Here is a 22,375-nt window from a genome sequence, read left to right as displayed (position 1 = left end):
GTGCGCGCTTTTTGCTGCAAAAAAGACCTAAGCCTAAGAATAACTGCTATTAATCGGTATGCAATGCTTGCCGCTGCTTGCGGGGTTCGGCAGACTTTTGCGGCTCGCGGCCCCCACCTAATTTGAAGACCAGAATTCCGCCTACAATCACCAGAACACCTATGAGCTGATTCAACGTGAACGGAACCTTGGCCAGACCGAGCCAGCCCAGTGAATCCCACAGCAGGGCGAAGCCGAGCTGAGACGTCAGTACAATCGAAATCGCATATGTCGCTCCAAGCAGTCTGGTGGCCTGCACCAGACAGATGACCACACCGACACCGATCATTCCGCTGATCCAGTACCAGGGCTGCATATGCTGAAGAGTGAACATATTTTTGCCTTCCACGATCAGCCCCATTACCAGTGAAGCAATAAAGCCCATCCCCAGTACCAATGTTGTTGTGGACCATGATCCCGTATGTTCATTTACTTTGCTGTTGAATATGTTCTGCAGGCTCACAAGCGCCCCGGCAAACATGGCCAGTAGTAGTCCAAGTATCATTATCTATTACTCCTTTTTTATCTTCTTTATGTTCATCAGTATGGTGTGGTTTACTCATAAATATTACGGTGCGCCAGCCTGCTAAGCCCTTCCCGGTCCTTCACCAGAATGTAGCCTTTGCTGCGCTCGGTCAGCCCCTGCTGGCAGAACTTCTGGATTACCCTGTTCAAATGCCTATAGCTGGTGCTAATAAAATTCGCCGTATCCACCAGATTAATCGTGCTTAACTGCCCCGTAAATTGAGGATCAGATTCATCATAGGTAATGGATAAAAGATAACTCGCCAGCCGTACCTCAACGGGGTGCATCAGGTTCAAGCTGAGGAAATCGGATTTTCTGTAGAATTTCTGAGTAATAATCTCCAGCAAAAATTGCAGCAAGGGCGGATGGTTCTGCCCGTATTTTCTCAGCCACCTGTACGGTATGCAAATCATATGAACCGGCGATACGGCTTCAACCGTGTTCAGCAATTCTGTTCCCTGGATGTATTCAACATCCCCAATTAGCTCGAGCGGTGTCTTGAAGGAAATAATCAGCGTCTTGCCCTCGGCCGTCGTCGTATAAATCTTGAGTTTGCCTTTAACCAGCACGTACAGCGACTCGGAAGGATCTCCTTTGAAGCAAATTGTTTCCCCCTGCGCAAAGCTGTACAGCGACAGATGCGCCCTCAGCGGTTCAATGAGAATCAGCTCCAGCTGATGTTTCTGCAAATAGGTCTGCAGCAGACCTTGATCTTGAATTTCCTTCATGGCCGGCTTTCCCTCCAAGGCTAGAACTTAAGAATGACTACACCCAAGATCATCATGCCGATTCCGATGAATTGCGGCAGCCGCATCTTCTGCTTCGCCACACCGAACCATCCGTTACTATCTATCAGAAATGTAAGGAGCAGCTGCGCGATCAGTAGTGCCGATATGGTAAAGGTAACACCGATATTCTGAATTGCGGTCACTTCGCTGAAAATAACAAAAGCGGCGAATGCACCTCCTGTTAAATACAAGGGTTTGACCAGCTTGAAGCCTTGTTTCTTCCCGTCTCTAACGAACAGCAGGATGATAAAAGCCATAATAAAGCCCGTTAATTGGGTGATCGTTGCTGCCTGCCACGTGCCTATATCCTGGCTGATGCGGGCGTTGGCTACCCCTTGCAGCGTAATGCAGGCCCCGGCCAAGAATGCAAAAATAATTCCTCTCATTGCTTCTCTCTCCTCTATGTGATCTCTGCTTTAATTAAATGACATCTGGCGTTATCCGTGAAGGACATATGTCCTAAGTGGAGGAAAGAGTTGAATTGGAGGTGACAGGACAGTAAATCGAAAGCCCGTTTCAAGCCATGGCATTGGCTGAAACGGGCCTGGAAAAGCAAATATTAGGAGAGTAGCTTCATTTCATGTAATTGGTCAAAGATGATCTGGCTGACAGCGGAAACATGTTCCCTGTCTTTATAGCTAAGCCATGCCAATTCTGCAATTTCCGCTGCCGGAGCAAGCTGCCCTGTGTAATCTGCGGTGAAACAGGTCATTTGGACAAGCACGCCTTCCTCTTTGCCATGGGCTGCTGCTTCATAAGTGCCAAAAGACCGGATACTGTCCGGCACAAGCCGGACCGTTAATTCCTCTTCGATCTCCCGGATTAACGTCTCATTGTCAGTTTCACCCGATTCCCGTTTCCCGCCGGGAAAATAATAGGTATCCTTTCCGTGGGAACGGGCAGCCAATACTTTACCTTCCACGATGTGAATCCAAGCGATCTTGTCTATCGTTACTGTCATGTAAATCCCCCTCAAAATCTTGGCCTTTGCTCTTTTTAATTAAAAGCGAAATTTCTTGCTACGGAAAGGACATATGTCCTCGTTGCAATCTGCCAGAGGGTGCTTACCATTGCCGCTTCACATGCATATGTTCCTCCGCTTCATCCCAAGGTACGGAGAAAGCTTGCCCTTTCGCGCAAAAAATCGAAATGGAGGTGTAAGCCGGATCGGCATTTTTATTGTATTGTTTATTTAGGATAACGGTTTCCGGTTCATGGCAATCCTGATAACCGGCAACCCTTAGCGACAATGAGCCTTTGCCCTGCGTCATTGAGGCCAGTCTGACGGAATAGTTCATAAAGGTGGCGACAGGCACCGTACCCGTGACGACTGCCACTTGATCCGTCATCTCGGGTGCGGCAAAGCTCCCGCTAGCCTGCTGGATATCCGCCATTACTTTGCCCACATGATCGATATTTATCCTGATCTTGAGCGCATACACCGGCTCCAGCAAAATATTCTCCGCCTGCTCCAGTCCTTGACGCAAAGCCCGGAATGCGGCTTCCCGGAAATCCCCGCCGTGGGTGTGCTTATTATGCGCTCTTCCACTTAGCAAGGTGATACGCAGATCCGTCAGCGGTGAGCCGGTAAGCAGGCCACGATGCCGGCTTTCCAGCAAATATTGCTCAATCTGGTGCTGGTAGCCGGCAGCTAAATCGTCGGGGTGGCACTCATTCTGAACAGAGATACCGCTGCCGCGCGCGCCGGGCTCAAGCTTCAGATGCACCTCGGCGTAATGGCCGAGCGGTTCAAAATGGCCGCAACCGTACACTGTGTTCTGGATCGTCTCCATATACAGAATCTCCGGATCGCCAAATGTCACCGGGATACTGAAGCGTTCGCGCATAATCTGCTCCAGAATCTCCAACTGAATTTGCCCCATCACCTGAATATGCAGTTCCTGCAATTCCTCATCCCAGCTCACATTCAGCGACGGGTCTTCCGCACCCAGCTGCTGGAAGGCAGTATGCACTTCCTTAAGATGCACGGGCGGTTCAAACCGCACCTTTGATTTCAATGTCGGGACAAGCCCGCTGCTGAGGTGATCCTGCAACAACCCGACGCCTTCTCCAGGCTTAGCGGATGTTAATCCCGTGACCGCAAACAGCTCTCCCGCAGCACCCCATTCCGCTGCTGTTGTCTTAGCCCCGTAAATTTTGCGGATACCGGTAATCCGTTCCGCTATCCGTTCCTGAGGCGGACCGTAAGCCAGTTCCTCTCTTGATTTAAGCACGCCTTGCAGTGCTTTAATGTAGGTGATCCGTGTTCCCTTTTCATCATGGCGGATCTTATATACTCTTCCTGAAAAAGGCTGCTGGTAATCATATTCAGTATGTACTAAAGCATCCAGGCTGCGGAGAAAGCTGTCGATGCCCTCGTCCAGCAAGGCAGAGCCAGACATACACGGAAAGATTTTGCCGTGAAGGACTAAAGCGATGAGCGCTTCGAGCCAGTCAGAATCGTTTAGACTTCCGTCCAGATAAGCCTCAAACAGCTGATCATCGCGTTCGGCCATAAATGACTTGAGTTCTTCGTCTACTCCGGTTTCCTGAAGTTCCGGCAGCATGAAAGCATCCCTGCTGAGCTGTAGGCTGATTTCATTCAATACACGCTGCGGGTCAGCGCCCGCACGGTCGGTTTTATTGATGAAGAAAAAGGTCGGAATTCCATGCTGGCGCAGCAGCTGCCATACGGTCTCTGTGTGTCCTTCCACACCTTCAACAGCACTTACAATGACCACCGCGTAGTCCAGAATCTGCAGCGCGCGCTCCATCTCCGGCGAGAAATCGACATGCCCGGGCGTGTCCAGCAGAAAGTAGCGCGAATCTCCGATGCTGAATTCCGCCTGGTCTGCAAATACCGTGATTCCACGGGCTTTTTCAATCTCATGCGTATCTAAAAACGTATCTTTATGATCCACTCTGCCCCGGCTGCGGATGGCCTCCGTATGATAGAGCAGCTGCTCGGCGAAGGTCGTTTTCCCGGCATCAACATGGGCAAGCAGACCGATGGTTGTGTTCCTTGTCATAGAGTCGGCTTATACACCCCCACGGATGTGCGGAGCGACATCGTTGCTGTAAAACTGGCTTAACCGCTGCATCTCTTCTGCCGTAAAGGAAGGGACTTCGCGTGAAGCGAGATTGTCGGCTACCTGCGCTTCATTCTTAAATCCTGGAATGATGCAGCTGACGGCAGGATGATCCAGAATCCAGCGCATCGCTGCTCTTGCCATGTTCCCCCGGCCTTCGCTGATCCAATCCAGCTTACGGGCCAGCTCTACACCTTTGACAAAAGGCAGACCCGCAAAAGTCTCGCCCACATTAAACTGCTCGCCGTTGGCATTGAAGCTGCGGTGATCGTCAGGCTGGAAGGTGCTGTCCTCCTTGAACTTCCCTGTGAGCAGGCCGCTGGCAAGCGGCAGCCGCACCAGGATTCCCGCACCTTGCGCTTCGGCACGCGGCAGCAGTTCCAGTGCGGGCTGCTGGCGGAACAGATTGAAGATAATCTGAAGCGCTTGCACGCCAGGATACTCGAGACATAGAAGTCCCTCTTCAATCGTTTCCACGCTGACTCCGTAATGACGGATTTTACCCTCGGCTTTTAATTGATCCAGAACGGCAAATACACTACCGTCACGTAAAATCTCAATTGGCGGACAATGAATCTGATACAGGTCAATGGCTTCACGCTGTAGGCGGCGCAGGCTTTGTTCCGCGTATTCACTTACTCTCCGTGCTGAATAATTCTCAGAATCATGAATGTCACCGGCACGGCAAAATTTCGTGGCAATATGTATTTGATCTTCTTTGCCTTTGGTGGCTTTGGCAAGCAGCTCTTCGGCATGTCCGGAACCGTAGACATCAGCGGTGTCGAAGAAATTCACGCCTTGCTCAATAGCCAGCGCCAGACCCTTCAGTCCGTCCTCATCCCGGCTTGTTCCCCAGTCGCCGCCAATGGCCCAAGTGCCAAAGCTGACTTCGCTGATTGACAGTCCTGTATTTCCAAGCTTACGGTAATTCATATGATATCCTCCCGGAATATTAGATTGTTAACGCCACTTAACGACACTTGCACAGCATACCATCCATTTCTATTATGAACGGTCCGCTGTGCAAGACACAAGTAGCACCTTACCGTCTCACAAAAGAAAATACCGGGTATTGCTCAACAGGGGCAAATCCCAATTTGGAAGCTAGTCTGTGAGAAGGGTGGTTCTCATGCGTCGTTTCCCAAAGTGGAACCATCCCCCTTGTCAGATAATAGTCGATTAAAGCAGTTGCAGCTTGTTCTGCATAGCCCTTGTTCCGCTCGGCTGCTTCGAAAGTATCCACATCAATAAAATATTCACGTCCGGCTGTGAACCCGTTATTTTTGCAGATCGAAAGGGTACTTTCTCCAAGCTTTACCGCCGCACCGCAGGTTGTCTGCTCCGCAAACTTTGAAAGTACATAAGGCAGGTGATGATAAGCATCCGGCAAAACAGGATACTCAGAGAGTTCGATCCGCAGGTTACTGGTTAAATCCGGTTTCGCGTATTGTTGTCTCCGATTAAATTGCTCAGAATGGAACACATACACTGACTCGAGATGTTTATCCACGTTCCATTTGTTCAATTTGTCCATTCCGCCCAGAAACAACGTCTCCCACTCCCTGGAATCGTCCGTGTAAATTTCAAACCAGCTGCGGTTCTGAGCTTTGCAATCGGGAAGTGCCACATCCTGCAAAAACAGCTTCACTGCCTCTTTATTCTGCTCCGGGTTGATGTTGCCTGCGGCATACATCCATCTGCCGGTCGCCCACACTATTGCAAGGGTCGGCCTCTCCGTCACATCTGTAAATACCCGCCCCGGATAACTCCCCCGCAGCACAGATAACGCCGGAATATGCTGCTTTTTCTGGTTAAACAAAGATTCGAGTATTTCATACTCTTCATAGTTCAGCTCTTTCATTACAATTCTCCTGAAGTCCGACATGGAAATATAAACAGATATACATTTTAGATTATACAAGCTCTATTGCGATTATAAAGGGGCAGTTATTATATAACCCTTAAGCAACCCTCAACGCCAAATGGCCGTATTCGCTTTTTAGCGATACGGCTATTTTTTATAAAGATACTTTATTTTTGAGAAATACTTCTGTTTCAGTGATCCGAAGTACAGCTTCGTGAATCTATGGCATCAGGCGATCTCGTCTAGATAAATTCTTTTTTGGCAAATTCATAAAAAGCAAGTGCATTCTCCCATGCCGGAAAGCCGGCCTGCGCCATCTTATCACTGCCCCCGCCTTTACCCTGGAATTCTGCCAGGCTGGCTTTGAAGAAGGCTCCACAGGAATTTTCGGAGCTGCCGCTGTGGGCCAGCACCACTTTATTCTCTGCTGCCGAGAGCAGCAAGATCGGAAGCTCCGTCTGTGCAGTCAGCTTAAGGGCCAGGCTCTGCAAATCCTTGAAAGATCTTTGCTCGAAGATCTGTGAGATCACATGACTGTCCGGTTCCAGAGCTGACAACAGCTCCCGGGCGGTGAAGCTGTCATTCTGGTCCTTCAATGCCGTGAGTTCCAGCTGCAGGTCCTTATGCTCCTGCTCCCACTTTTCAATCCGGTCAATGATTTCATCCTTGCCCGTATTGTATTTTGCGGACAGTACGCTGAGTATTTGCAAACTCTCATTAAATTCCTCCAGTGCGCGGGTTCCGCATTTGAAAGTAATTCGGATATTGCCCTTCTGCTTCTCTGCTTTCAGCAGCTTGATCATGCCGATAGCTCCTGTAGAAGAGACATGTGTCCCTCCGCAGGCGTTATATTCTACACTATCAATTTCGACAATCCGGATGTTCTCCGTCACTTTGGGCTGCTTCACAAGAGGCAGACGCGCCAACTCTGCTTCATTTACGAAATAGCTTGTAATGCTGTGATTCAGGTATATGTGCCGGTTGACTTCCCGTTCCACAAGCGCCAGCTGAGCTGGAGCCAGCTCCGGCAGTTCAATGTCGATCGTGGCATATTCACTGCCAAGGTGAAAGCTTAATGTCATGGCCTGGCAGAGATCGAGGAATACGGCTGAGAGCAGGTGTTGGCCACTGTGCTGCTGCATATGGTCGAACCGCTTGTCCCAATCAATCCGGCAGCTGAGCTGGTTGTTTGCAGGCAAACGTTCTACCTTGTGCAGTACTTCATCGTCCTCCAGAATAACATCAAGGACTGGAAGTTCATTGATAAACCCCGTATCACAGGGCTGCCCTCCACCGTGAGGATAAAAGGCCGTTTCTTCCAAAGCTAAATACAAGCCATCTTCTTTCTCAACCACACGGCTGATTTTGGTTTGCCATTCCTTCAAATAGGCAGATTCGTAGTAAAGCTTATTAGTCATAACTGTGTCCCACTCCATTTCCGTCTCCGGTTGTATCGAAAAACTGTCTCCGCCATTTCTTCTTGTTAATGCATCGTATCCCAGATTTGCTTGCTGATCAAGATGACCGTCACCGCAATAAATAACGGACGGATATATGCGGCACCTTTGCGGATGGCAATTCTGGACCCGACAATGGCCCCGATCACCATCGGGATTCCCATAATCAGTCCGTAGGAATAACTGACCGAGCCTAACGCTACAAAGGTCAATAAGCTTGAAATATTGCTGGCGAAATTGAGCACTTTAGCATTTCCTGCGGCTGTCACGAACTCGAACCCCATCATCAGGAAGGCAAAGATCAGAAAGGAACCGGTTCCCGGACCAAAAAATCCGTCATAGAAACCGATAAGCAGAGCGACTGCAATACCGATTAGACGTGATTTTTTGCTGCTGCCGGCGAATGTGGATACATCTCCCCAAGCTTTTTTGAACAACGTATATATTGTGATCACGACCAGCATGACAATAACCAGCGGCTTCAGAAACTCCGAGGGCACCTGCCTGACTGTAAGTGAACCTGCCACTGCACCGATGATGGAAAAAGGAATGAGTACTTTGACCAGTTGAAAGTTGATCTTCCCGGAACGCATAAAAGACGCGGTACTTGTGAAGGAGCACAACGTCCCGGCTAATTTGTTGCTCCCAAGCAGTAAGGGTAATGGGATACCCGCAGACAGCAGTGCCGGAATTGCAATCAGCCCGCCGCCTCCAACTACAGAATCAATCAGTCCGGCCAGAAATCCGCAAATGACCAGAATAGCTATCATAGTTATGCTTGCATGCTCCATACTGCGCAAATCCTCCTGCTATGTATTTCAGAGACTGTCCTCTAAACAAACTCCAGCATACACAATTTTGGATGAGCGCACCATAGATTTATTTCCCTGTGCTATCTTTAGCTACCTAATGAGTAAACCGCTTATTATTTAGCTCAGCATACCTTTACCCAGACCTCACACGAACTCCTTTGCTCCATCCGTATCCTTGAAAATACTAAATTTATCGAATAACGCTCCTTGATGATCGATCGCGCGAATTTCCAATTGTTGTGGAGTTACTGCTACTTGCAGAAAATGCGGCACTGCCAGCGATTGTGAAGTGAACCATTCCCGCTTGGGCAGCAGCCACTCTGGCATTGCACCGGCTCCCCCAGCTACGACATATACGATCCCGTCCATGAAATCCAGCTTGCCGGAGCGCAGCGGATAGCTTCGTTCATACACAATCGTATGGGAACTGAGTACAAGATCCACACTATGCTGCTCCAGCAATGGACAAAGCGCCCGCAGTGCTTCAACCTGATAACCGCCGGACACATAAGGAGAATAGTGAAAGTAGACAATTTTCCATTTGGCGGAAGTGTTTTGCAGATCTTGAACCAGAAAATCATATTGCGCATTTCCTGCCTGAAATTTCCCCGAGCTGTCAGGATAAGTATCATTGTTTATGAAATCCGTGCTGTCCAGAGCAATAAAATGAGCATCTCCATAATCAAAGGAGTAATAATTCTTCGGAGCGGTAAAAGCAAAAAAATCATAATACCATGAGCCTCCGTTCTCATGATTGCCCAAGCAGCTAAAGCAGGGGGTATCTTGCAGCAGCTCTTTTCCGGGACTGAAAAAATACTGATCCCAATCGGCATAATTTGTTCCATCATTAACAATGTCACCGATAAACAGGCTGATGTCCGGACGGAACTTTTTCATCTGTGCAAAGATGCTGTTGTTGATCTCTCCGCCTGTGATATCAAAACCGCTGTAGCCGCCGGTTTCACTGGTTACCGTAAATGAAAACGGCTCTCCTGGCAACATAGCTGTCTTAAAGGGAAATGGCCCTGCTTCTGCCGCCTCCTGCTCATTCTGAGAATACACCTTGTAGAAATAAATCGTTCCTGGTTCCAGTCCGCTAACCGTAAGCTGCTGGATTAGGGAATATCCAGAATTCTCAGCACTGGCAAGGATCTGTTCCGGCTGCTTGTAGTTTCCTTGATAACCGCTATGTATTCGTTCTGCCCTCATCACTTCCACTCTGGATGCAGCAGGCTTAGAGGTTTCCCACATGAAAGTCATAGATTCTTCGGTCGGCCACTGCAAATAAGGCCCCTTTATCATAGTCAGCATTAATTCACTCCTCTGTCATTTCTACTTCCACCCATGTTCCGAAAACCATACTCCCTGCCTGTATTGGTCCAGCGCCTGACCAGCAACAGGCAGAAGATTAGCAGGCAGCCGGTCTAATGGAAACCAGCGAAGATCATCACATTTATGGGGTTCAGCGTTGCTAATTTCACCTGACCACTGCTTGGCGATAAAGAAAAAATCAATCCGTTCGTCATGGGAAGTTTTAATATGAATTACTCCGGTCATTTCTAAATCCCCGGGAGCAATTACAGCGCCGCATTCTTCCTGAACCTCACGAATTGCGGCGGCCATTACCCCTTCACCACGTTCCAGACGTCCCGCCGGGAGCGCGTAATATCCATCATCATGTCCCGTATTGAAGCGCCTGAGGAGCAGCAGTTGCTGATTTCTAATCATAAAAACATGCACAACACTTAAGAGGCGGAATTCAGACATTCTGAGGTGCACCTTCTCTCTTTAGTTATATTATAGGAACGTACGTTTGTTAAAAGCCATGTGAAAAATATAGCATAAATAATCCCACTTATCTACTTCATCTATAACTTAGCTGCGGCTTAGCAGTTGATAAGGGCGGTGTTCTTAAACTATATAAGTGGAACTTTAGATTTATTGAGCCGGCATAGAACGCAACTGCGGTGAATGTTTGGACTTCCGGCCGCTGTTAGGTTTGGATTTCCTGAAATTGTTCTTTAGTTCAACTTTACCTAGAAATAAAAACTCCTTCACAGCAGCAGCCGTGAAGGAGTCTAGTATTCGATCTATCGAAGTGACTGTGTTATTTAGCAGCTTTGGCTGCGTTCAAAATAGCCGTTAAGTAGCCCTTGGTATCCACCAGCGTAGCCCCGCTGACGGCATCCACCATTTCTTCTTTGCTCTTCTTAGTGAGCGTAGCTTCAAGCGATTTAATCGTCTTGCCGGTCGCAAATTTCTCAACAGCAGCTAAGTTTTTGTCATAAGCAACGGTGGATTTGGCTTCTTCTTTCATATGATCACTGTAATATTTGTTATTGGCCTTCTTGGAGGCCAGAACCATTGCAGGGTCTTTATAATTTTTTCCGAAATCGGCATCGGAGTTAGGGACTCCCTTGGCCACATCTGTGCTCAGGAATTGATAATCATCCAGCGAGGCAGCCACGATTACACCGTTTTGAACAACGGCAACAGCTACGGTGAAGCATTTCGTGCCATGTGCTGCCGCTTCTACCCGGCCTACCTTGAGCGGTGCACTGGCGGCTGAAGATACATCATTCAGCACGTTGCTGTTGCCTACTCCTACAACTGCCAATGAAATACCGGCTACCAGCAATAACTTTGTTACCTTTTTCACAACCATTCCCCCAGTCATGTTATAAAAACGCTTACAATCTATATTTATCAATTTTTGTCCATCAAGTCAGTTACAAATGTTACTAATAAAATGTAAATAGATGGAATGATGTGTGTCTTTAACCCCTGCCCGGAAGGCAGTAATATATGTATCATGGTCGTAATCTTATACTAAAAGCAAGCCGCCTTTGCTATGATGGAGGTATGAATACCAAAAAAGGAGAATATTTTTCATCTATGGAAATTGAAAATCTAATTACAGCAATATCGAGAGAAGCGTTGAGGGGTTGGCTGCAGGAAAATGCTAAGACTGAAAAATATTGTTGGGTCGTAGTGAGTATGACGCCAAACCCAGATACGTTGCTATACTTGGATGCGGTCGAAGAATCCTTATGTTTTGGCTGGATCGATGGAGTCAAAAAGAAAATATCTGAAACTGAGCTGGTGCAGAGACTGTCTCCCAGAAGCAAAAAAAGTTCTTGGACTGAATTGAATAAAGAACGTGTCCGCCGCCTCGAAAAGTTGGGGTTAATGACTGATGAAGGAAGAAAGGTACTTCCTGATATGGACCACGATTCTTTTAAAATAGATAGGGTTATTGAGCAAAGGCTTAAAGAGGAAAGGCAAGTTTATGAGAATTTTTTGGCATTTCCAGCTCTTTATCAACGTGTTCGGATCGACACGATACAATGTAATATTAAGCAACCCGAATTATTTAAGAGTAGATTAGACAAATTTATAACAAACACTAAAGAAAATAAAATGTACGGTCAATGGCATGATAATGGACGCCTTCTGGATTATTAAGATGCGTTAGCTCAAATGGTGTATAAATGACAAAAAAAGCGGCAGAATATCTTCTGCCACTTTTCTTGGTGCTACTCAAGTGGAAGGATCACTTATACGTGTTTTGTTCATTTTTCTTATAAGTCGTCCTATCATCCCGGAGCGACTCTTTGCGGTTGTCGAGCTTTTTCTGCTCCCTTTGCTGGGCTTCCTGGCTGTTGACGGGTGCATTCTCCAGTTCTTCCACCGTATTGATCAGGTTTTTATCCGGCGTTGTTTCATGCGGCACTGTGTTGCCTCCTTTTAAGTTGGATACTTATTAGTGTTCCAGCTTATTTTGGCATTTCCACAGCCAGATTATTCTTTCCAGCGCCCCCTAACAAAATAACCCCATATAAAGATTGCTGTCTCATATAAAAAAACGGCCAGAGCAGACAAAACATCTGCTGGCCGTCTTCGGATGAAATCAGTGCTGCTATTCTTCGGAATCCACATTATGATATACCTGCTGTACATCATCCAGTTCTTCCAGAGCATCAATCAGCTTCTCAAATTGAGCCTCGGCATCTTCGGCAAGCGCGACATAATTCTGTGGAAGCATGGTTAGCTCAGCCACGGTGAAATCGGTTATGCCTGCATTGCGGAACACTTCCTGTACCGCATGGAACTGGTCAGGCGCGGCATATACTATGACAGCCTCGTCCTCTTCCAGTACATCGCGAACATCCAGGTCCGCTTCGATCAGCATTTCCATCACTTCATCGGCAGATTTGCCTTCCAGACCGATAACGGCTGTTTGATCGAACATATACGTTACCGAACCACTGACACCCATGTTGCCGCCATTCTTACTGAACGCGGAACGCACCAGGGGAGCTGTACGGTTAACGTTATTCGTGAGCGCATCAATAATGATCATTGAGCCGCTTGGTCCGAAGCCTTCATAACGAAGTTCAACATAATTCTCATCACCGCTGCCTTTAGCTTTTTCCAAAGCACGGTCGATAATGGCTTTCGGCACATTGTACGTTTTGGCACGTTCCAGAACAACCTTCAACGCCCGGTTTGATTCCGGATCAGGTTCGCCCTTCTTCGCGGCTACATAAATCTCTACCCCAAACTTGGCGTAGACCTTACTTGTATTGGCATCCTTCGATGCTTTCTTTTCTTTAATATTATTCCATTTACGACCCATATAGTTTCCGCTCACTTTCCAACATTAATTATAAACAGTCGACTTCTATTATACCTCTGATCGAACGATCACGTAAAGGGCAGTCCATTTGCTAGGAAAAGTCTAACAAAGCCAGTATTTGTTCCGCTCCCAGCACCTGAATTAACACGGGAATCCGCGGTCCTTCCTGTTGATTGAGAGTGAATTGATAGATGATTTTAAACAAACGTTTTTGATTGTTTTTCATTATTTTTTTGTCCTTATCGTGACAAATTGCGTAAATTTCCGTCATCAGCTCTTGTTCATCCATTCCTTCTCTTCGCAGTAAGCTGCAAAAATCTTTAATCCATTCCTGTTCGCCGGGCTCTAAAGTCTGATAATAGGCGATGTCAGGTTCAGTATTCACTGTAATCATACGCTGCGGAACCCATTGTCTGATCCAATGCTCCGCACGGTTTGCGGTTTGTTGCAGCAGCTCCTCGTCGTGCCCTCCACCGTTACGTGCCACTATCTCCTTTAGCAGTTCGAAATCGAAGTTCACAAGCGGCAAAATACCGGAGACCTGACTGAAGCTTGGGGCCTTGGCCTCTGTAACATGGTTCATGGACAGCTCCAAAGCAGCTTTGATCTCTTCAGAGAGTGTTGGAGACGGGTAGGCTTCACGAAAACGCTCAAATTCTGCATAATTTCGGAGTACATCTTCATCCATCCCAATATGAAAAGCGGCATTCGGCTGATATTTTGCGAACAGAAACAATAGATTCTCCGGGGTATACACTTTCAGAAGATCCGCAGGCGTGTAATGATTTCCCGACGAGCTGGACATTTTGGCGTGGCTGCCTTTGATGCTGATGAATTCGTAAGGCACGTAATAAGGCGGCTTATTCTCAAAGATTTGTGCAGAAATCACACTGGCTACGTTGAAGCTGCCTGTTTCAGAGGAATGATCGCGTCCACCGGGCTCGAAAGCTACCCCTTCCATTCCCCAGCGCATCGGCCAGTCTATTTTCCAATGCAATTTGATTATAGCAGCCTCCGGGACAGAGACAGTGTTATGCTGACCACATGTACATGTATAGGATAGTGTTTCTGCCTGATCGTCAAAATCCACAACCGTAGTGCTGTCCTTTCCGCATTGCTCACAATATACATGAACTGGATAAAAAGCAGCTCTGTCTTCCGCACTGGCTTCCCCTGTTTTAAATGACATGAGAATATCGTAAATCTCCCCTCTGCGGCGCAGCGCTTGAAGAATGGCCGGATTGTAGCGGCGCGACTGATACTCCCTGCTCTGATAGATAAACTCGGGTGTAATCCCAAATGCCATCAGCGCTTGTTCAAATTCTTGCTCGAAATGCTCCGCATAGGAGGAATGGCAGCCATAAGGACACGGAACCTTGGAATAAGGCAATCCAATATATCGTTCAAAGCCGGGATCTACATGATTAGGAACCTTCCGGAACCGGTCGAAGTCATCCCATGAAAAAATAAACCTCACTTCTTTGCCCGCTTTTTCGAGCGCTTTGCTTACAAAATAAGTCGTCGCGATCTCCCGGAAATTCCCGATATGTACCGAACCCGACGGGCTGATCCCCGAAGCACACACAAAGGCTTGCTGCTCAGGATGCATTTCAATTAACTGACTCGCTATTTTTTCTGCCCAATGCATAACCAATCACCTCTAATTTTTTAGTTGGATAAAGCAAAAAAGCTCCCGTCCGCAAGATTGTCATCTTGAGGACGAGAGCTATAATTAGCGTCGTGGTACCACCTCTGTTTGCGAACAGGTTACCCTGCTCACCTCTTCGGGTACGGCCATTACGCTTATACCCTATCTCTGTAACGGGAGATCCCGTCATACCATCCTTGAGCAATCGGCTCAATTCCGTATGAAGCTCGGAGACTTTATTCGTTGGAATCATCGCTGCTCCATTTCACCAGGCTGGAGCTCTCTGTGAACAATAGGTTCCAATTACTCTTCTCTTCATTGCTGTTGTTGATGTAAGTTATTGTAAGCCATAGTAACCCGGTTCATGTACATCTGTCAATAACATCCGTTTGATGAATAGGTATGTTACGATAGCTTCAAGGAGGCTGATGAGATGAAAGAGAGCTGGGAACGGACAGAGCAACCTGTTTCACTGGAGCTTAAGCAAATTAAGGAGATTGTCGAGCCTGTATTCTCCGGGAAACGAGTAACCTATGCTGAAGCAATGTCTACTGGATTTCGAAATTCCAACTATAAGATCACTGTGGAGGGAATGGCTGACCCCTTTGTGCTTCGCCTGTACAGTGAGGATGGTAGGATCGTTTACAAAGAGCTGGCCATTGCCGGACTTATAAGTCCGACTGTCCCTGTAGCGAATTTTATTCATGTTGATACAAGCTGCACCATTTTTAATCAGCCGTGGGCTGTGCAGGAATGGAAACAAGGAATTCACTTACGTGATGTATTAAAAACCGGAACAGCTCTGGATGTCGCATCAGCCGCAGCTTCAACCGGCAGAGTTCTAAACGGCATACATAATTACACATTCCCGGAGTTTGGTTTCTTCGGCAAAGACCTGCGGATCTCCGAGCCGTTCAATACTGATGCCGAAGGTTTTCTCGCCTTCGTTGAGGACAGCCTCTTCCATAAACCTTGCGGGAGCTGGCTTGGTGATGAGCTGACACAAGCAGTTTGGTCCTTCTGCCAGTCAAATCTTGCAGCCTTGAAGGAAAGCCGGAGCCATGCCAGACCCGTCCTCGTCCATTCTGATTTTAACGGATTGAACATTCTGATGCACCGGGATGCTGCAGACTGCTCTGTGTCAGCTGTACTGGATTGGGAGTTCGCTTTTTCCTGGAACAGATACGTTGATATTGGCAACATCCTGCGTTATGAAGCGGCTGATTCTGTCTTTGAGAAGCATTTTATTGCAGCCTATCAGGAGCACGGTACGGTTCTGGATAAGAACTGGCGGCTTCTCTCCAAGCTGGAGGATCTCATTGCCCTATGTGAACTGTTGAATCATTCTTCAAGAGAAACTCCCAACCGGATAAGGGATCTTCAGCATTTGGTTGCGTACACTGTCCTACCCTTCCGCTGATGTGTTTTATCCTGAACAACCTTCCTACAGCATGAAGACAGATACCTAAAATGTGCTGATATCCCCTGTTATTTACCTATTTCAATCAACTGCAAGTGCCATATATATAAGTTGAATGAGGTAAACACCTACACTTAGGAGGGGTATCATGTATAAGCCGATCCGCAAAAAAAATTTCAGAAGAAGACCTCTGGTCATAAAAATCCAAAAACATAAAAGAGTTGAACCGAAAAGAATAAGACCTCTGGATATCTGGAGCACAATCCGTCCATCGGCTTTTAGGGCAATCGGTACCCCTAACAGCGTTGTCAGCATAACTAAAGCTGATCAGCTTACCAAAATTCCTTTTCCTGTGGTTCAATTCGATTTATGCGGTGAATATGATCCTCTCCACTCCGTGTTTATTCCAAAAACTTCAGGCGTTTATTCCATCAGTTCATTGATTGCCGTCAATCCTGTAAACCCTACTGTCAATTACGTCATTGCACTTGTGATCCTGGTGAATGGTATTCAATCTCCTAATACACCGGTAGACAACGATTTTTTCGGCACCAATGTAAACAGAAGCAACGCTACAAGTGTTTCTACGATCTTGAAACTGAACGGCGGCGATCGGGTTGAAATCTTTGCCACCACCACAACTCCAGGCTTTATAGATCAATTTTCATTTGTTGTCACCACTTCTTTCGAAGCTGCCAGATTCCCGTCTCCTTGCTGACTCGCAAATCTGCACTAAGAGACCGCTCCTAATTTCAGGAGCGGTCTCTTAGTGTGTAACTCGTATTCTGTTCAGATCCAGACTTCATTAGCGGTTTCAATAACCAGGCGCAGCTTATCCCACTGCTCTTCCTCGGTCAGCATATTGCCTTCCTCCGTGGAAGCAAATCCGCATTGGGGACTCAGACACAGCTGCTCAATATTTACATATTGGGCGGCTTCTTCAATTCGGAGCTTAAGCTGCTCTTTACTCTCAAGGCCTCCATGTTTGGTAGTCACCAACCCCAGTACTACAAATTGATCACGGATAAACCGCAGCGGCGCGAAATCACCGGACCGTTCATTATCGTATTCAAGGAAAAAGGCATCGACCTCTGCCTGAGCAAACAGCACTTCGGCAATCGGCTCATATCCCCCTGCGGCGAACCAGGTGGAGCGGAAGTTGCCCCGGCACACATGCAGGGCAATCGTCATATCCGCCGGACGTAGAGAGATGCTCTCGTTAATCAGCCGCACATAGTCCTGCGCCAGCTGGTCCGGATCAATTCCCCGGCTGCGCAGATGTGCCCGGTGCTTGCCGCTGCAGAGCGTTCCCCAAGTCGTATCATCCAGCTGCAGATAGCGGCAGCCCGCATCATAGAAAGCCTGAATCGCTGCCCGGTACACTGCAATAATATCTGCGTACAGCATTTCACGCTCCGGATAAATTTCATTCCCGTTATAATCCTGCACGAAATGAAACAAGGCAGGAGAAGGAATCGTCATTTTTACCGGCGTATCTCCGGCTAACTGCTGCGTCTTGATAAATTGTCCGATCACGGGATGATCCGTAAAGGCGATTTTACCGACAATCTTGAAGCTCTCCGCCCGCTGGGCAGTTTCTTTCGAGCCGCCGCCTTGGTTCAGGCTAATTTTCTGTGTGCCTTGGATTCCGAAGAAGAAATCCAGATGCCACCAGGAACGCCGGAACTCACCATCTGTGACCGCCTTAACTCCCAGCGCCTTTTCCTGTTCCAGCAGCTTGGAAATCTCTTGATTCTCTATCTCATAAAGCTGCTCTGCCGTGATTTCACCCTGTTCAAATAAATTGCGGCCGGTCTTAATCTCATCTGTACGCAGGAAGCTGCCGACGATGTCGTAACGAAAGGGAGGAGCATTTCTTTTGGAGCCGATAACTGGACTGATCATACGTCCCTCCTGCTGTTATAGTAAGGATTGATTGAAGTCGAAATATTGTTCAGACACCAGATCATTCAGAATTTCAATGAACCCGGACATGATTTCGCTTGGCTTACGGTCCTTGTGGGCAATCCAGCCAACCGTGAACACCTCATTGCTGTCAAAAGGAACCGTTACGAGCCCTTCGCCATTCAGCTCAGAGGCCATAATGCCCGTGCCTATCGTATAGGAATCACTCCCCAGCAACAAGTGGGTCAGCGTGGCCCGGTCTGTCACTTTAACATTTTTCTGTATTTGCGTGAAGCTCAGCATCTCTTCAGAAAAATGCAGCGAATTGTTATCCCCTTGCTCAAAGGTAATATAGGGATACGGAAGAATCTCGTCCTGTGTAACCCTTTCTTTGGCGGCCAGTGCGTGGCCCGTTCTGACATAAACATGCGGGTTCGTATTGAACAGCGGGGTGAATTTCAGGTTCCCGTCGCTGAACAGCTTGTTCATCACTTTATAGTTACTCTCGTTGATATACAGAATACCGAGATCGCTGCGCAATGTGCGGACATCTTCAATAATTTCATAAGTCTGCGTTTCTCTCAGGCTGAAATTATATTCCGCCACATTGCGCTCGTTCATCAACCTGACAAACGCATCAACGACAAAAGCATAATGCTGGGTCGATACGGAAAAATAAATCGGGCTGCGTTTTTTGCCGGTATACCGGTTCTCCATAAACTCGGTTTGTTCAATGATCTGCCGGGCATAGCCCAGAAATTCCATCCCTTCAGCAGAGATGCTGATCCCTCTGTTGTTTCGTTCAAATATAGTAATTCCCAGTTCGCTCTCCAGTTCCTTAATGGCGTTGGAGAGACTGGGCTGCGACACAAAAAGCCTTTTGGCCGCTTCATTCATCGAGCCGCTGTTGGCAATTTCAATTGCGTAGCGGAGCTGCTGCAATGTCAACCCTGTTCCCCCTCCGGTCCTTAAGCGATAATTCAGCATCACAGAAGATATCGTAGCATAGAACCTTCTGACGTTCCACGTCTGTTCTGTCTAGGATACCTGCAGTTTAATGTGTCCGCTTCTTTCCAGCATCGATCTTCGCAGGGTCCAGGCCTTCCCAGATGTTCGTAATATCCGCCTGCTCCGGGTGTTCAAACACCAGAAAAGCCGTAGGCAAATAACGTTCTCCGTATTGCGAAGAAGGTTTGTTGACGATCTCGTTGTCCTTAACAAGTACGGTGGATGAACCTCCGTCCAGATTGGCAGCTATCACCGCTCCGTGCTTCAGCATGATTTGCTGTACATCATATAGATTGGCGCCGATGCTGTATCCGGGCTGTCGTCCGTCGATCACCACAAATAGAAGAGCACCGTCATCACGTTGACCCATCGCCGTTCTTGGGGCAATCCCCCAGCCTTCGGCCGCATTCTTAATGAGGCCCTTGCCATTGACGATCAATCTCGGTTGAAAGGACACTGCCTCCTGTACACCAAGATCACTGAGCTCATTCAGCGAATAATTGCCAGCGATCATTTTGCCTTGCTTATCGAGGCCGACGATTTGTGTTGATTTTTTTCCGCCCAAGCCATTGTAAAACAATTTCCCTTGCGAAATCACGAGTCCTATCGGCTTAAATCCGTTGCCTTTCCAGTTCGGGTCGGCGAAGCCGCCACCGTTCACACCGGCAATCGCGCCGGTTCGTGACACCATGCTGGACACTTTCTCGCCTGATCCAATTTTGCCGGGAACACCCAGCCGTACCTTGGTCGGATCATTAACGGTCATGACATAACCGGAATAACCCGTGCCGGACACTTCCTCAATCTCGACCAAAGGTTTCTCTACCTCCACCGGCGGCTGTACAATGGTATGGGTGTCCTTCTCATCTCCCATATGCACAAAGCGTTCATTGTACTCCTTAACCCGGTCTTTCAGTTCATCTTCACCAATGATATATTTCGCCATATAGCGGTGCTGAGTGGTAATCAGCGTATCTGCGATCAAGTAGCGAAGATTATGCGCGGAGGGCGCAAAATACAGCCAGCTCCCGCCGGCGATTAGTAATAGGATCAAGATTAAAAAAAGTCTGGAGAGTGTGCGTAAAAAACTTTTTTTCTTGCGCTTGCGGACCGGTTTTTTCTTCTTCTTGCTTACAGCATTGCGCTGAGGTAATGATGATGAGCTCACTTCATAAAGCCTCCCTAATACTTCTATTAATGGTAATAAGCATGAAAACATATACTTTCATCATAGACGATAATGAAAGATTAAAAGTTTCATTTTTTTCAATTCTGCTGCTGAAGGTTAGGAGACCCGTGTACTATAATGAGGTTAAATGTCGTTTGGAGGGGGATTACCAATGAATTTTAAAGATTTTGAGATTAGAAAGTTTCGGCTTTCGGATATCGAACAAATTGTTACCTTGTTCTATGAGACGGTTCATTCCGTAAATAAAAAGGATTATTCTGAGAAGCAGCTTGACGCCTGGGCAGATAACAATGACCGGGAAACCCGGCAGAATGCCTGGAAAGAATCGTTGAGCAGCCACCTTTCTTATATAGTCCAGTTGAATGACAGCATCATCGGTTTTGCGGATATGTCACCTGAGGGATATCTGGACAGAGTATTTACGCATAAAGACTTTCAGGGACAAGGCATTGCCTCGGGATTGTTAAAAGTACTTGAAGCCGAAGCCAGAAGCTTGGGACTGGTCCAAGTAACTGTCGATGCAAGCATCACAGCAAAGCCATTTTTTGAACATCACGGCTATAGGTCTGTTCAGATGCAGGCGGTGGAGCGAAAAGGTGTTATCCTGCATAATTTCAAGATGATCAAAGAGTTAGACTAACGAAGTAATATTAAACTTCACATAAAAAATAATGCCCGTTGACCTTATAGGGTCACTCGGGCATTGGATATCGCCTTTTCCGCCATCATTTCATCCGTGTCTTTGCTTGCGGCTGCCATAACCGTATAGTGCGATTTTTCTGTTCCGCCATACTATCGCAAGGCTAAACAACAGGATAAACACAAGAAACAGACCGCTGACTATTATACCTTTGGATATAGAAACAGGCTGGTTTTCCACTACCGTTGCTTTGTCAGCCGGTAATGCAGCCGTACTGGAAACGGCAATAGTCTCTGAACTTACCACTGTGGAACTCTGGGGAATATCTGCTCTGGCCAACAAGAATTTGTGCAAAGTATTGACTGTTGCTACCGCACCACCTGCGTAATTTTTTCGGGCGAATTCCGGTTCAAGCACCTTATCCAGAATATCTTGCATCGCCTCATTGGTCAGCATTCCGTCGATGTCCTTGCCTTGCAGTATATGGTAATTGTCCCCGCCGATGTCCAGCACCAGCATTACATCCTTGGAACCCGCCCCAATGGAGGCGAATTTCGAATACGTATATTCCTGCAGGTTTTTGTCTGCGGAATTTTTAACCGTAACCACATAAATGCCGCTTCCGGTCGTTGTCTTGAAACGGTTGCTGGATTGGTTGAGATAAAGCTTGCTGACCTTTTTGAGAACTCCGGCATTATCGGATACGTAGGTTTTGGAACCGACCTGCTCCTTCCAGACTCCGCCCAGCTTTTGGATCAGTGACCCGTAAGTTTTGCGTGCCCCGAAGCTGTACTCCTTCTTGGCAAAGTCCGGCGCAAGCGACTGGGAAAGAACTTGCGATAAAACAGCGTCATTAAGCTCGTCCTCCAGGCCTCTGCCCCTAACCGCCCAGTACTCGTTATCTTTGATCGAAAAGAGCAGCAGCACACCCTTATTGTTGTCAGCTGAGCCTACTTCCCAGGCGTTGAACAGCGAGGTTGCATACTCCTCTATCGCAGCTCCATTTGTAGAGTCCACTGTCACCAGCACAACTTGTGAACCGCTCTGCTGATGCAAACGAATACCATAGTTGACGATGTAATTTTCGGTTTTATCATCAATCACATTGGCGAAATCATTAACGTAAAAAGAGTCCGTGTGCTCAGGCACGGCAGTTTGGGCCAAGCTAAAAGCGGGCAGCAGCATACTCAGCAGCAGTACAATTAAAGCTATGATAAACGTCTTTTGTCTCATCCGAATTTCCATGATCTTCATCTCTCCTTCCATACGAAAATAGTATATTCAAAACATAGCCTGATAGAACAAAAAGAGACTCAGCGTGATGCCGGGTCTCTTACTTTATTTCTATAGT

General features: G+C 47.4%; 23 protein-coding genes and 1 other annotated feature. Of the genes, 4 read left to right on the top strand and 19 right to left on the bottom strand.

Annotated elements, in window-relative coordinates:
• Positions 1 to 49 precede the first annotated feature (49 nt).
• The 12 genes from H70357_RS16455 to H70357_RS16400 form a co-directional block, all read right to left on the bottom strand.
• Positions 50 to 544, bottom strand: a complete 495-nt coding sequence (locus tag H70357_RS16455) for a DMT family transporter (protein WP_038591588.1) — start codon at positions 542 to 544, stop codon at positions 50 to 52.
• A gap of 50 nt (positions 545 to 594) precedes the next feature.
• Positions 595 to 1,293: a Crp/Fnr family transcriptional regulator gene (locus H70357_RS16450; protein ID WP_038591585.1), complete on the bottom strand. Its 699-nt coding sequence runs from the start codon at positions 1,291 to 1,293 to the stop codon at positions 595 to 597.
• A gap of 20 nt (positions 1,294 to 1,313) precedes the next feature.
• Complete coding sequence (locus H70357_RS16445; RefSeq protein WP_038591582.1) at positions 1,314 to 1,739, bottom strand: DMT family transporter; 426 nt, start codon at positions 1,737 to 1,739, stop codon at positions 1,314 to 1,316.
• A 173-nt stretch (positions 1,740 to 1,912) separates the two neighbouring features.
• Entirely contained in the window at positions 1,913 to 2,314 is a 402-nt protein-coding gene (locus tag H70357_RS16440; protein WP_038591579.1) for an NUDIX hydrolase, read from the bottom strand.
• 103 nt (positions 2,315 to 2,417) lie between these two features.
• Positions 2,418 to 4,382, bottom strand: a complete 1,965-nt coding sequence (locus tag H70357_RS16435) for a GTP-binding protein (protein WP_038591576.1) — start codon at positions 4,380 to 4,382, stop codon at positions 2,418 to 2,420.
• Positions 4,383 to 4,391: 9 nt separating this feature from the next.
• Positions 4,392 to 5,375: an aldo/keto reductase gene (locus tag H70357_RS16430; RefSeq protein WP_038591573.1), complete on the bottom strand. Its 984-nt coding sequence runs from the start codon at positions 5,373 to 5,375 to the stop codon at positions 4,392 to 4,394.
• A 109-nt stretch (positions 5,376 to 5,484) separates the two neighbouring features.
• Positions 5,485 to 6,303 carry a GNAT family N-acetyltransferase gene (locus tag H70357_RS16425; protein ID WP_038591569.1) on the bottom strand — a complete coding sequence of 273 codons (819 nt, stop codon included), beginning with the start codon at positions 6,301 to 6,303 and terminating at the stop codon, positions 5,485 to 5,487.
• 245 nt (positions 6,304 to 6,548) lie between these two features.
• The gene (locus H70357_RS16420) at positions 6,549 to 7,724 is read right to left on the bottom strand and encodes an alanyl-tRNA editing protein (RefSeq protein ID WP_038591566.1); all 1,176 of its coding nucleotides are present in this window, start codon (positions 7,722 to 7,724) and stop codon (positions 6,549 to 6,551) included.
• Positions 7,725 to 7,789: 65 nt separating this feature from the next.
• Positions 7,790 to 8,554, bottom strand: coding sequence for a TSUP family transporter (locus H70357_RS16415; protein ID WP_038591564.1), 765 nt, complete (start codon positions 8,552 to 8,554; stop codon positions 7,790 to 7,792).
• 165 nt (positions 8,555 to 8,719) lie between these two features.
• Positions 8,720 to 9,886 carry a purple acid phosphatase family protein gene (locus H70357_RS16410; protein ID WP_038591559.1) on the bottom strand — a complete coding sequence of 389 codons (1,167 nt, stop codon included), beginning with the start codon at positions 9,884 to 9,886 and terminating at the stop codon, positions 8,720 to 8,722.
• A gap of 21 nt (positions 9,887 to 9,907) precedes the next feature.
• Positions 9,908 to 10,342 carry an NUDIX hydrolase gene (locus H70357_RS16405; RefSeq protein ID WP_038591556.1) on the bottom strand — a complete coding sequence of 145 codons (435 nt, stop codon included), beginning with the start codon at positions 10,340 to 10,342 and terminating at the stop codon, positions 9,908 to 9,910.
• 340 nt (positions 10,343 to 10,682) lie between these two features.
• A complete protein-coding gene (locus tag H70357_RS16400) occupies positions 10,683 to 11,234 on the bottom strand; it encodes a hypothetical protein (protein WP_038591553.1) in 552 nt (183 codons plus the stop codon).
• Between the two features lie 236 nt (positions 11,235 to 11,470).
• On the opposite strand from H70357_RS16400, the gene H70357_RS16395 reads away from it, so the two are divergent.
• Positions 11,471 to 12,040, top strand: coding sequence for a YdeI/OmpD-associated family protein (locus H70357_RS16395; RefSeq protein WP_038591551.1), 570 nt, complete (start codon positions 11,471 to 11,473; stop codon positions 12,038 to 12,040).
• A gap of 88 nt (positions 12,041 to 12,128) precedes the next feature.
• Here H70357_RS16395 and H70357_RS16390 read toward each other — a convergent pair whose 3' ends face one another.
• The 3 genes from H70357_RS16390 to lysS all read right to left on the bottom strand — a co-directional run bounded on the left by H70357_RS16390 (position 12,129) and on the right by lysS (position 14,862).
• Positions 12,129 to 12,308: a hypothetical protein gene (locus tag H70357_RS16390; protein ID WP_038591548.1), complete on the bottom strand. Its 180-nt coding sequence runs from the start codon at positions 12,306 to 12,308 to the stop codon at positions 12,129 to 12,131.
• Positions 12,309 to 12,494: 186 nt separating this feature from the next.
• Positions 12,495 to 13,214, bottom strand: coding sequence for a YebC/PmpR family DNA-binding transcriptional regulator (locus H70357_RS16385; RefSeq protein WP_038591545.1), 720 nt, complete (start codon positions 13,212 to 13,214; stop codon positions 12,495 to 12,497).
• 91 nt (positions 13,215 to 13,305) lie between these two features.
• Positions 13,306 to 14,862 carry a lysine--tRNA ligase gene (gene lysS, locus H70357_RS16380; RefSeq protein WP_038591542.1) on the bottom strand — a complete coding sequence of 519 codons (1,557 nt, stop codon included), beginning with the start codon at positions 14,860 to 14,862 and terminating at the stop codon, positions 13,306 to 13,308.
• Positions 14,863 to 14,926: 64 nt separating this feature from the next.
• Positions 14,927 to 15,190: a binding site (T-box leader), on the bottom strand.
• Between the two features lie 105 nt (positions 15,191 to 15,295).
• Between lysS and H70357_RS16370 the strand changes: the two genes are divergently transcribed.
• Both H70357_RS16370 and H70357_RS16365 read left to right on the top strand, forming a co-directional pair.
• A complete protein-coding gene (locus H70357_RS16370; RefSeq protein ID WP_038591536.1) occupies positions 15,296 to 16,282 on the top strand; it encodes a phosphotransferase family protein in 987 nt (328 codons plus the stop codon).
• 148 nt (positions 16,283 to 16,430) lie between these two features.
• Complete coding sequence (locus tag H70357_RS16365; RefSeq protein WP_052092066.1) at positions 16,431 to 17,000, top strand: hypothetical protein; 570 nt, start codon at positions 16,431 to 16,433, stop codon at positions 16,998 to 17,000.
• 71 nt (positions 17,001 to 17,071) lie between these two features.
• On the opposite strand, the gene H70357_RS16360 is transcribed toward H70357_RS16365, so the two are convergent.
• From H70357_RS16360 to H70357_RS16350, 3 genes are all read right to left on the bottom strand, one after another.
• Positions 17,072 to 18,187, bottom strand: coding sequence for a 5-methyltetrahydropteroyltriglutamate--homocysteine S-methyltransferase (locus H70357_RS16360; RefSeq protein ID WP_038591533.1), 1,116 nt, complete (start codon positions 18,185 to 18,187; stop codon positions 17,072 to 17,074).
• Between the two features lie 15 nt (positions 18,188 to 18,202).
• Positions 18,203 to 19,135, bottom strand: a complete 933-nt coding sequence (locus H70357_RS16355; protein WP_038591530.1) for a LysR family transcriptional regulator — start codon at positions 19,133 to 19,135, stop codon at positions 18,203 to 18,205.
• A gap of 106 nt (positions 19,136 to 19,241) precedes the next feature.
• Positions 19,242 to 20,363, bottom strand: coding sequence for a phosphodiester glycosidase family protein (locus tag H70357_RS16350; RefSeq protein ID WP_038591527.1), 1,122 nt, complete (start codon positions 20,361 to 20,363; stop codon positions 19,242 to 19,244).
• A gap of 172 nt (positions 20,364 to 20,535) precedes the next feature.
• On the opposite strand from H70357_RS16350, the gene H70357_RS16340 reads away from it, so the two are divergent.
• Positions 20,536 to 21,024: a GNAT family N-acetyltransferase gene (locus H70357_RS16340; RefSeq protein WP_038591521.1), complete on the top strand. Its 489-nt coding sequence runs from the start codon at positions 20,536 to 20,538 to the stop codon at positions 21,022 to 21,024.
• 90 nt (positions 21,025 to 21,114) lie between these two features.
• On the opposite strand, the gene H70357_RS16335 is transcribed toward H70357_RS16340, so the two are convergent.
• Complete coding sequence (locus H70357_RS16335; RefSeq protein ID WP_038591518.1) at positions 21,115 to 22,269, bottom strand: TPM domain-containing protein; 1,155 nt, start codon at positions 22,267 to 22,269, stop codon at positions 21,115 to 21,117.
• Positions 22,270 to 22,375: the final 106 nt, after the last annotated feature.

Source organism: Paenibacillus sp. FSL H7-0357 (assembly GCF_000758525.1).
Lineage (GTDB): Bacteria > Bacillota > Bacilli > Paenibacillales > Paenibacillaceae > Paenibacillus_AQ.
This window is presented reverse-complemented; position numbering and strand designations above follow the sequence as displayed.